At 65.4% G+C, this 10,773-nt stretch carries 10 protein-coding genes; 4 read left to right on the forward strand and 6 right to left on the reverse strand.

Annotated elements, in window-relative coordinates; translation table 11 throughout:
• Positions 1 to 3: 3 nt before the first annotated feature.
• The 5 genes from glyQ to HFL01S_RS10935 all read right to left on the reverse strand — a co-directional run bounded on the left by glyQ (position 4) and on the right by HFL01S_RS10935 (position 5,036).
• Positions 4 to 909 carry a glycine--tRNA ligase subunit alpha gene (glyQ, locus tag HFL01S_RS10915; protein WP_066258267.1) on the reverse strand — a complete coding sequence of 302 codons (906 nt, stop codon included), beginning with the start codon at positions 907 to 909 and terminating at the stop codon, positions 4 to 6.
• 91 nt (positions 910 to 1,000) lie between these two features.
• Positions 1,001 to 2,839 (reverse strand): apolipoprotein N-acyltransferase, encoded by a 1,839-nt coding sequence (lnt, locus tag HFL01S_RS10920; RefSeq protein ID WP_084383219.1) that lies wholly within the window; start codon positions 2,837 to 2,839, stop codon positions 1,001 to 1,003.
• 16 nt (positions 2,840 to 2,855) lie between these two features.
• A complete protein-coding gene (locus HFL01S_RS10925; RefSeq protein ID WP_084383220.1) occupies positions 2,856 to 3,722 on the reverse strand; it encodes a CorC family transporter in 867 nt (288 codons plus the stop codon).
• Positions 3,723 to 3,808: 86 nt separating this feature from the next.
• A complete protein-coding gene (locus HFL01S_RS10930; protein WP_066258269.1) occupies positions 3,809 to 4,486 on the reverse strand; it encodes a GNAT family N-acetyltransferase in 678 nt (225 codons plus the stop codon).
• 76 nt (positions 4,487 to 4,562) lie between these two features.
• A complete protein-coding gene (locus HFL01S_RS10935; RefSeq protein ID WP_066155377.1) occupies positions 4,563 to 5,036 on the reverse strand; it encodes an Lrp/AsnC family transcriptional regulator in 474 nt (157 codons plus the stop codon).
• A gap of 118 nt (positions 5,037 to 5,154) precedes the next feature.
• Between HFL01S_RS10935 and hppD the strand changes: the two genes are divergently transcribed.
• Entirely contained in the window at positions 5,155 to 6,276 is a 1,122-nt protein-coding gene (hppD, locus tag HFL01S_RS10940) for a 4-hydroxyphenylpyruvate dioxygenase (RefSeq protein ID WP_066258271.1), read from the forward strand.
• On the opposite strand, the gene HFL01S_RS10945 is transcribed toward hppD, so the two are convergent.
• Positions 6,266 to 7,240, reverse strand: a complete 975-nt coding sequence (locus HFL01S_RS10945; protein ID WP_066258273.1) for an esterase/lipase family protein — start codon at positions 7,238 to 7,240, stop codon at positions 6,266 to 6,268. The two genes, hppD and HFL01S_RS10945, sit on opposite strands and share 11 nt — an antisense overlap.
• A gap of 98 nt (positions 7,241 to 7,338) precedes the next feature.
• On the opposite strand from HFL01S_RS10945, the gene HFL01S_RS10950 reads away from it, so the two are divergent.
• The 3 genes from HFL01S_RS10950 to HFL01S_RS24685 all read left to right on the forward strand — a co-directional run.
• Entirely contained in the window at positions 7,339 to 8,076 is a 738-nt protein-coding gene (locus HFL01S_RS10950) for an FFLEELY motif protein (RefSeq protein WP_084383221.1), read from the forward strand.
• A 46-nt stretch (positions 8,077 to 8,122) separates the two neighbouring features.
• Positions 8,123 to 9,835 carry an AMP-binding protein gene (locus HFL01S_RS10955; RefSeq protein ID WP_066258274.1) on the forward strand — a complete coding sequence of 571 codons (1,713 nt, stop codon included), beginning with the start codon at positions 8,123 to 8,125 and terminating at the stop codon, positions 9,833 to 9,835.
• Positions 9,836 to 9,852: 17 nt separating this feature from the next.
• On the forward strand, positions 9,853 to 10,773 hold a 921-nt coding region (locus tag HFL01S_RS24685; RefSeq protein ID WP_084383229.1), incomplete at its 3' end, for an MBL fold metallo-hydrolase.

Here is a 10,773-nt window from a genome sequence, read left to right on the forward strand (position 1 = left end):
CGCTCAGGCGGCTTTCTTTTCAATCTGCGCCACCCACTCGCGCGGCGCCATGGGGAAGCCCAGGCGTTCGCGGCTCTCGTAGTAACTCTGCGCCACGGCGCGCGCCAGGTTGCGGATGCGACCGATGTAGGCGGCGCGTTCGGTCACGCTGATGGCGCCGCGGGCGTCCAGCAGGTTGAAGCTGTGCGCGCACTTGAGCACCTGCTCATAAGCTGGCAGCGCCAGCTGCTGCTCCATCAGGTGTTTGGCCTGCTTCTCGTGGGCGTTGAAAGCGGTGAACAGGAAGTCGGCGTCGCTGTGCTCGAAGTTGTAGGCCGACTGCTCTTTCTCGTTCTGCAGGTAAACGTCGCCATAGCTCATGGTCTCGGTCCACTTGAGGTTGTAGACGTTGTCCACGCCCTGCAGGTACATCGCCAGGCGCTCCAGGCCGTAGGTGATTTCGCCGGTCGCGGGCTTGCAGTCGATGCCGCCCACCTGTTGGAAGTAGGTGAACTGGGTGACTTCCATGCCGTTGAGCCAGACCTCCCAACCCAGGCCCCAGGCGCCCAGCGTAGGGTTCTCCCAGTCGTCCTCGACGAAACGGATGTCGTTCTTCTTCAGGTCGAAACCCAGCGCTTCGAGCGAGCCCAGGTACAGCTCCAGGATGTTGGCCGGCGCGGGTTTGAGCACCACCTGGTACTGGTAATAGTGCTGCAGGCGGTTGGGGTTCTCGCCGTAGCGGCCGTCCTTGGGGCGGCGGCTGGGCTGCACGTAGGCCGCTTTCCACGGCTCCGGGCCGATGGCGCGCAGGAAGGTGGCCGTGTGGCTGGTGCCGGCGCCGACCTCCATGTCGTAGGGCTGGAGCAGGGCGCAGCCTTGCTTGTCCCAGTAGGACTGCAGGGTCAGGATGATTTGCTGGAAGGTCAACATGGTCGGGTGCCGACGACGGGCCGGTCGGCAAGGTGATGCGGTGTGTGGCGCAGCGCCGGCTTCATCGGCGAACTGCGCGAAACCGGTGATTTTACGGGGCGGGGCGTGCCTCGCCGCCCCCGCCGCGGACCGGCCGGCGGGCCCCGGCCTTGCGGACCAGCAGCGCGAGCGCTACCACGGCCAGACACAGCCCCCAGACCGGCCCCTGCCCCCAGCGCGAGGCCCAGCTGGCATAGGGCGTCATTCCCGTGCGGCCCTGCACCGTCGCCTCCAGCCGGTCGCGCACCATCCGCGGCAGTCGCTGCGTCACCACGCCGCGGTGGTCGATGGCGGCGGTGGCGCCGGTGTTGGTGGCGCGCAGCATCGGGCGGCCCAGTTCCATCGCCCGCAGGCGCGAGATCTGCAGGTGCTGGTCGATCGCCACGGTGTCGCCGAACCAGCCGATGTTGCTCAGGTTGACCAGCACCGTGGGTGCCACGGCCGGATCGGCGAACGAGGCCGCCAGCTCTCCGCCGAACAGGTCCTCGTAACAGATGTTGGGTGCCACGCGCTGGCCCGCCCAGTTCCAGCCCGGCTGCGCCAGCTCGCCTCGCGCGAAGTCGCCCAGCGGGATGTGCATGAGGTCGGTGAACCAGCGGAACAGCGGCGGAATGAACTCGCCGAAGGGCACCAGATGGTGCTTGCTGTAGCGGTAGAAGCGCTCATCCGGGAAGCCCCCGTCGCGGCCCTTGAGCATGTCGGCCGACAGGCCCCAGGCCGAGTTGGTGTAGCCCGACTCCATCGAGCCCAGCGGAATGCCCACCATCACGCCCAGGCCCGGCGACCCCACCGGGGCCGACGACTCGATGAAGCCGAACAGCGGCTCCCAGAACTCCGGCCCCAGCTGCTGCGGCAGCACCGGCACGGCCGTCTCGGGCGCCACGACCAGGTCCGGGCCGGCGCCGGCCCGCTTCGCGCGCGCCGCCTCGGCGATCTGCGCCGGGTACCAGGACAGCGCCGTGGCGACGCCGGTGCCGGTCTCGAACTTTTCGTTCTGCGGGATGTTGCCCTGCAGCAGCCAGACGCGCAGCGGCCCCGCGTCGCCCGTGCCGCGCAGGCCGGCGTCGCGCCAGTGCCCGCCCAGCACCACGCTCAGCAACAAGGCCAGGGCGACGGCGCCCGCGCCCACCTGGCCCAGGGTGGTGGTCCAGTGGCGAACCGGCGGCTGCAGGCGCCCGCCGATCCGGCGCACGTTGGGAAACAGCCGCCGCAGCAGCCCGCCCCACACCGCCGGCACCAGCAGCGCCAGCGCGTAGGCCAGCAGCGCGGCGATCAGGCCCATGCCGTAGACACCGACCCAGGGCGCCCAGGCGGCCATCAGGTCCGCCTGCGCATAACCGCCAGCGCCCCAGGGCAGACCGGTGAGCCAGCGGCCACGCACCAGCTCGGCCAGGGTCCACAGCGCGGCGAACAGCAGCGCCTGCAGCCAGCGCGGCCGTGGCGCCCAGGCGCACAGCGCCCACGCCGCCAGCCCGTAGAACAGCGCCAGCGCGCCGGACAGCGCCGCCACGGCGAGCACCGCCATCCACGAGGCCAGGCCCCCGTAGGTGTGCATCGACACATACAACCACCAGAGGCTGCCGGCCAGCCAGACCCAGGCGAACACCCAGCCGCGCCAGAAGCCCTGGCCGTTGCGGTGGGCGTGGCGCAGCGCAAACACCAGCAGGGCCAGCGAGACGATCTGCAGCCAGCCCGACGGCGCCCCGGCCACCACACCGGGCGGCGCCCAGGCCTGCCAGGGCCACGCGAGCGAGGCGGCCTGCAGGACACCGCCCAGCACGCAGACCAGGAACCAGAACACGCCCGAGCCCCGCGCCGGGCGACCGGGCGGCAGGCCCGTCAACGGGGACAGACTGGAGGGCGTGTGCAGGTTGCCGAACAGGCTGCGCATGGGCCGGAGGGGGTGTTCAGGCGCCTGCGGGCACCGGCATCACCTTGAACCACTTCACCGCGCCGCCCTTGGTGTGCAGCACGACAAAGCGCAGGCTGTCGAGCTCGTGCATCTCGCCGCGCTTGGGCACGTGGCCCATGGTGTGGGCGATCAGGCCGCCGATGGTGTCGAAGCCGTCCTCGGCCAGCTTCAGGCCGAAGGACTCGTTGATGCGCTCGATGGCGGTGTCACCGCTCACGCGCCAGGTGCCGTCGGCCAGGGCAAAGATGTCGCCGTCGTCTTCGGCCACATCGAACTCGTCCTCGATCTCGCCGACGATTTCCTCCAGCACGTCCTCGATGGTGATGAGCCCGGCCACACGGCCGAACTCGTCGATGACGATGGCCAGGTGGTTGCGGTTGCCGCGGAACTCGCGCAGCAGGTCGTTCAACCCTTTGCTCTCGGGCACGAAGGTGGCCGGGCGCAGCAGGGCACGGATGTTGAGCTCGGGCGCCCGCTGCAGTTTGAGCAGGTCCTTGGCCAGCAGGATGCCGATGATGTTCTCGCGTTCGCCCTCATAGACCGGGAAGCGCGAGTGCGCGGTGCCGATGACCAGGTGCAACAGCTCGTCGAACGGTGCGTCGATGTCGAGCACGTCCATGCGCGGGGCCGCCACCATCACGTCGCCCGCACTCATGTCGGCGATGCGGATCACGCCTTCGAGCATGACGCGCGATTCGGCGTTGATGATGTCGTTGTCCTCGGCCTCGGCGAGCGTCTCGATCAGCTCGTCCTTGGAGTCGGGCCCGGGGTGGATGAATTCCGCGAGCTTTTGCAGGAATCCACGCTTGTCTTCATGCCGCAGGCTGCGCTGCGGCCCCGTACTGGGGGGGTTGTCGGCCACTGGGGAGAGGGGGTGGTTGAAACAGCGGTAAAGGATACCGCAAGGCCGTGACACCGGCCAGACGCTGCGTCAGCGGCGCAGGGGGGTCACTTCATCCGGTCGCGCGAGTCGCGCACGCCCTGGCGGATTTCCTGCAGCAGGGCCAGCGCGTCCCAGAAGTTCTTGGCCTGGGCCTTGAGCTGGTAATTGGTCAGGGCCAGTTGCTCGTCGATGAGCTCGGTGACGCGGGAGTCGAAGTCCGCGGGCGGCAGGCGCAGGTGCGCTTCAGCCTCGGGGCCATCGCGCTCGATCGAAGCGCCTGCCTTGCGTGCGATGCGCAGCATGGCGGTGTTTTCGGACAGCGCGTGGATGAACAGCTGGTTCACGCCTTCATTGCGCGCGTGCATCACGGCGCGCTCGAACAGGCGGCTGCCATACCCGCGGCCCCGGGCAGATTTCGACACCGAGACACCAAACTCGGCGCAGCTGGCGCAGCTCGGGTCGACCGAATAGGCCAGGTGCGCCATGGCGATCAGTTCCAGCTTGCGGTTGAAGATGCCAAACAGCTCGTCGCGGCCGAAGTTGAGCTTGTCTACGTAACGGGCGATCTGCTCGTCGTTGGCGGAGTAGCCGAAACGAAGGTAGCGGTCATGGGGCGTCAGCGCCAGCAGGTGTGCCTGGATGCTCGCCGCATGGGAGCGGCCGATGGAGCGAATCGGAACCGCGGCGCTGGCGGCCGTTGGTGTGCGTTCCGGTGCGGGGGTGGCGGTGGCGTCGTTCGACATGGCGTGAATGTAAGGGTTTTCCCTGTATCAACAAGGTCGTGCGGCTCTAAACCCCGGAAACGCCCGATGGACGGTGTCAGACCGGCAAGGCGGTGGTGCTCTTGACCCGGTCCATCACGAAACTGGTCTTGCAATCCTGCACCGAGGGGTGGCGCAGCAGCACGTCCATCATGAAGCGCGAGTAGGCGGCCATGTCGGCCACCACCAGGCGCAGCAGGAAGTCCATCTCGCCGGTCAGCGCAGCGCACTCCACCACCTCGGGCCAGCCCATCACGCTGGCGCGGAACTCGTCCATGGGGTTGCGCTTGGCCGCACCGCTGTGTTTTTCCAGCCGCACATTCACCCAGGCGGTCAGGCCCAGCCCCACCGCCTCCGGTTTGACCAGCGCGACGTAACGGGCGATCACCCCGGTTTCTTCGAGCCGACGGACCCGGCGCAGCACCGCGCTCGGCGACAGGCCCACCGCCTCGGCGATCTGGTCGTAGGTGGCGCGGCCGTCGGCCTGAAGGCTGCGCAGGATGTGGCGATCGAGCTTGTCCAGTGCTTGCATGCACAACATTCTGCAGGAATCATGCAATCCGGACCAGTGGTGCGCCCCATTTTGCAGTGATCGTGCGACCCTGCGCTTCTACAGTGGCGCATTCAGTCCGATCACACAGGAGACCACCATGAACGCCAGCCTGCCCGCTTCCGCAACGACCGCCCTGAGCACCTGGGACAACCCCATGGGCACGGACGGTTTCGAGTTCATCGAATACGCCGCACCGGATCCGGCGGCCATGGGTGCGCTGTTCGAGCGCATGGGCTTCAAGCCGATCGCCAAGCACCGCCACAAGAACGTGACGCTGTACCGCCAGGGCGGCATCAACTTCATCATCAACGCCGAGCCCGACAGCTTCGCTCAGCGCTTCGCCCGTCTGCACGGCCCCAACGTCTGCGCCATCGCCTTCCGAGTGCAGGACGCCAAGGCCGCCTATGAACGAGCCATCAGCCTGGGCGCCTGGGGCTACGCCAACGCCGCCGGCCCGGGCGAGCTGAACATCCCGGCCATCAAGGGCATCGGCGACTCCATCATCTATTTCATCGACCGCTGGCGCGGCAAGAACGGTGCCCAGGAAGGCGACATCGGGAACATCGGCTTCTACGACGTGGACTTCTACCCGCTGCCCGGCGCCGAGCTGAACCCGGTGGGCCACGGCCTGACCGTCATCGATCACCTGACGCACAACGTGCACCGCGGCCGCATGGCCGAGTGGGCTGGCTTCTACGAGCGCCTGTTCAACTTCCGCGAGGTGCGCTATTTCGACCTGGAAGGCCAGCAGACCGGCATCAAGAGCAAGGCCATGACCAGCCCCTGCGGCAAGATCCGCATCCCGATCAACGAGGAAGGCAACGACAAGGCCGGCCAGATCCAGGAGTACCTGGACCGCTACCAGGGCGAGGGCATCCAGCACATCGCGCTGGCCTCGACCAACCTGTACGACACGGTGGACGCGCTGCAGATGGAAGGCCTGAAGCTGCTGAACACCAGCGAGACCTACTACGAGCTGCTGCCCAAGCGCATCCCGAACCACGGCGAGGACATCGAGGCGCTCAAGGCCCGCAACATCCTGGTCGACGGCGCGCCGGGCGAGCTGCTGCTGCAGATCTTCAGCGAAAACCAGCTCGGGCCGATCTTCTTCGAGTTCATCCAGCGCAAGGGCAACCAGGGTTTCGGCGAGGGCAACTTCAAGGCCCTGTTCGAGACCATGGAGCTGGACCAGGTGCGCCGCGGCGTGCTCAAGGGCTGAGCCGGCCCTGAAGCGCCGGAAGGGACAGCGTCCCTTCCAACACCTCATCCACAAACGCCATGGCGACGTGCGGCTGGCCTTGGACGAAGCGGTTGTCGGCCCCGGGCAGGGTGGCCGTCGAGGCCGGGAACACGATGTTGTCCGCGCTGGAGTACCAGCAGGTGAACGGCGCATAAGTGCCCGTGGGCCAGCGCTGCGCCTCTCGCTGGCGCAGCGCCTGCAGCCAGGGGCCTTCTTGTTTCATTTGTCGTCCGTTGGACACCCGGCTGAACTGCGCCAGCCAGGTGCCATGGTGCGGCGACCCGATGGTGACGATGTGGCGCACGATGGTGTCGGCGTCGGGTGTTGCGGCGCGCCATGCGCGCGCTGCCAGCCCGCCCATGCTGTGGCACACCAGCACGGGCGCGATGCCGGTCAGCGTCTGGGCGCGTCGCACGGCATCGTCGATCATTGGGATGTAGTCGTCGATCGACCCGAACACGGGTTCCAGGTTGACGCTGGTATAGGGCACGCCGCGCGTGCGCAAGGTGCGCATCCACGGCAGCCAGAAGCCCCGGTTGCAGACGAAACCATGCACGAAGACCACCGCAGGCCGATCTGCCCGAGCACCGGCGTCGGAGTCTGGCAGGCAGCGCCATCGAAACGGCTGGCGCCAGGAAAAAACCAGCGGCGCGACCCGCACCTCGCTCCACCAGGCCTTCACCAAAGACCCGGCGGTCGCCTTGGGCGAAGGATCGTGGCGGTTCACATGGGTCACGGCAAAGAATTCCAGGCCTAGCACCAGCGCGTATCCGAACAGCAGCAGCGCACCACCGGCAACCATCACCCAGACCTGCCGCCCCCAACTCCACGCCATCCAGACAACAACCAGCCCCGCGGTGGCGAACACGATGAACTGCTGCAAGCGGGCCAATGTCGAGCTTGCGGGCGTCGTCGCCGTGGCGAAAGGGTGTGGGTGCTGCATGGACTGCACTATGTCACGGCCGCTATCCAAACGATCCCCATTGCCCTAGAGACAGGTCACTAGGGTGCCGTGCACGCGGGCGATAGACTCGTCGCACCATGCTGCAAGCCTCCGCCGCCGACCGCATACGGGCCCACCTCGCCACCGTCGACGCGCTGCGCACCCAGGCCCGCAGCGAAGGAGTCAATGCAGCGGTGTCTGCGATCAAACGCCTCCAGGCCAAGCGTTTCCAGGGCACCTACGCCGATGTGCTCGCGCACCGGGTGCAGGGAGCCGCGGCACGCTTTTTCCTGGACGAACTGTACGGAGACCACGACTTTGGTCAGCGCGATGCCCAGTTCGGCCGGATCGCTGGGGCCATCGAGCGTCTGTTTCCGGAAGCGGTGGCCGAGTTGTCGGTGGACCTGGCCGAAATGCATGCGCTGACCGAAACCCTCGATTACACGATGGCAATGCACTGGCTGGCGCAGGATCTGCAGGAGCCCCCAGCGAAACGTTATGTGCAGGCCTGGCGAGCCACCGGTCGCCGTGATGCGCGAGAGCGGCAGCTGGGTGTTGTCGGGCACATGGGACTCGAACTGCAGCGACTCACGCGCAGCAGATCCTTGCTGATGATGCTCAAGATGATGCGGCGCCCCGCGCAGGCAGCAGGACTGTCCGATCTTCAGCACTTTCTTGAAGCCGGCTTCGCCGCATTTGCCGAACTGGGGAACGCTCGCCCGTTCCTTTCAATCATTTCAGCGCGCGAACGGCGCTGGATTGATGCGCTGTTCAACGAAGACCTCGCTGCTTGCACTGCCGCGCTTGACGCTGAGCTTTGTGTGACAGGTCCCTAGGGCTGCCCCTGAGGCTCGGCGGGAACGGGGCCATCAGAATCGCGGCATGGACCTCGCTACCCCGGAAACCTCCTCGCGCCCCTGGTTGGCCCACTATCCAGAAGGTGTCCCGCACGACATCGATCCCTCACAGTACCGTTCTCTGGCGGCACTGCTCGAAGAGTCCCTGAAGAAGAATGCTCAGCGCCCGGTGAGTGTCTGCATGGAGCGCTGGATGACCTACGGCGAGCTAGACGAGCACAGCGCCGCACTGGGGGCGTGGCTGCAGGCCCGTGGTCTCCCCGGCGACGCGCGCGTCGCGGTGATGCTGCCCAACATCCCGCAGTTCCTGGTTGCGATGACTGCGATTGTCCGCGCGGGGTTCACGGTGGTGAACGTCAATCCGCTGTACACGGCTCGCGAGCTGGAGCATCAGCTCAAGGACTCTGGCGCCGAGGCCATCGTGATCCTGGAGAACTTTGCAGCCACGTTGGAAGAGGTGATCGATCACACCCCGATCCGCCACGTGGTCGTTGCCAGCATGGGAGACATGCTGGGCTTCTGGTACGGACGCTGGATCAGCTTCGCCGTGCGGCACTTGTCGAAAATGGTCAAGCCTTATCGGCTTGCGCTCAATGGTTCGACCGGGCCACGCACCATCTTGAGCTTTCGCAATGCCCTGGACGAGGGCAGCAAGCTCTCCCTTCGCGCGAGCCAGGCCGGCCACGGGAGCACAGCGTTCCTGCAGTACACGGGCGGCACCACGGGACTGTCCAAAGGAGCAGAGCTGACGCACCGCAATGTCATAGCCGCCACCTTGCAGGCCGAGGCCTGGTTCCGCCCAGCACTCGGCCGGATTGGCGATGTGCGCAACATCAATGGCATTGCGGCGCTGCCGCTTTACCACATCTTCGCCCTCACCCTTTCACTGCTGGCGGTCCGTTGGGGTGCGCACATGACCCTGGTGCCCAATCCGCGCGATGTGTCGAAGTTCGTCGAAACTATGTCGAAGCGACCTTTTCATCTGCTGCCAGCGGTCAACACGCTGTTCAATGCGCTGCTGCAGAACCCGCGCTTCCGTCAGCTGGATTTTTCTTCCCTGCTGATGTCGCAAGCCGGCGGCATGGCCGCTTCCGAAGGAACAGCCCGCCACTGGATGGCTGTCACGGGCTGCACGATGACGGAAGGCTGGGGCATGAGCGAAACATGCGCGATTGGCACCAACAACCCGGTGACGAGTCGGCAGTTCAGCGGGACGATCGGTCTGCCCTTGCCTGGCATCGATATCGCCATCAAGGATGATGCCGGTGTCAGCCTACCGGTCGGTGAATCGGGTGAGATCTGCATCCGCGGCCCCAACGTCATGCGCGGCTACTACCGACAGCCAGAAGAAACCGAGCGTGCGTTCACGGCCGACGGCTTCATGCGCACCGGCGACATTGGGGTAATGGACGAACGAGGGTACACACGCATCGTTGACCGCAAGAAGGACATGATTCTCGTGTCCGGCTTCAACGTCTTTCCCAGCGAACTGGAGAACGTGATTTCGTTGTGCCCGGGTGTACTCGAATGCGCCGCTGTCGGCGTCGAGGACGCCAAACAAGGCGAAGCGGTCAAGGTGTTCGTGGTTCGCAGCGACCCCACACTCCGGGAGGAAGATGTGGTCAGGTTCTGCCACGACAACCTCACTGGGTACAAGCGGCCCAAATACATCGAATTTCGTGATGAACTCCCCAAGAGCAATGTGGGCAAGATCCTCCGCCGCGCCTTGCGGACCTGATTTCAGAGCGCCCGCTCATGCTTTCTTCAACTGCTCGTGAGCGCCTTGATCGCGTCGGTGCAAAGCTGTTTGAGCGCGGTTGGCTTTCATCCAACAACATCTTGATCACCGGCTCCGGCGGAGCCTCAGCGCTCATCGACTCCGGCTACTGCACCCACGCCGACCAGACTGTGGACTTGGTTGAAAGAGGGCTGGCAGGACGTCCTCTTGGATTGCTCTTGAACACGCACCTGCACAGCGATCACTGCGGAGGAAATGCCGCACTGCAACGCCGTCACCCCGGTCTGCAAACGCTGATTCCTTCGGGGTCGGCGGAAGCAGTTCGGCTGTGGGACACCGAAGCGCTCACCTATGCAAGCACAGGACAGGAATGCCCGCGCTTTGCCTTCGATGGCGTTCTCCGCCCCGGAGAGAGTTTGCGCTTAGGGGATTGGACTTGGGATGTTCACGGCGCCAAGGGACACGATCCACACGCGATCGTTCTATTTCAACCCGACAACAGGGTGCTTCTCTCTGCTGATGCGCTCTGGCAAAACGGCTTTGGCGTGGTATTCCCGGAACTCGAGGGCCTGTCAGCGTTTGAAGAAGTCGGACAGACATTGGACTGCATCGAGACACTCTCGCCTTCAGTCATTGTCCCGGGTCACGGAGGTGCATTCGATGACCTTCAACTGGCCATGGAGAAAGCGAGAAGCCGTCTGCGGCGGTTCATGGATTTCCCTGAACAGCATCTGAGACATGCGTACAAGGTGCTTATCAAATTCAAGCTGCTCGAATGCAAGAGCATCGACTATCTGCATTTGTTTCAATGGGTGCAGCAAACACCCTATCTTGCCAAGGCCGCATCATCCGAGACTGATACAGCCGAACAATGGCTCGAAGAGTTGCTTCGGGATCTTGAACGCACGCAAGCCATCAAGCGCGAAGACGACATGATC

The organism is Hydrogenophaga flava NBRC 102514 (assembly GCF_001571145.1).
GTDB lineage: Bacteria > Pseudomonadota > Gammaproteobacteria > Burkholderiales > Burkholderiaceae_C > Hydrogenophaga > Hydrogenophaga flava.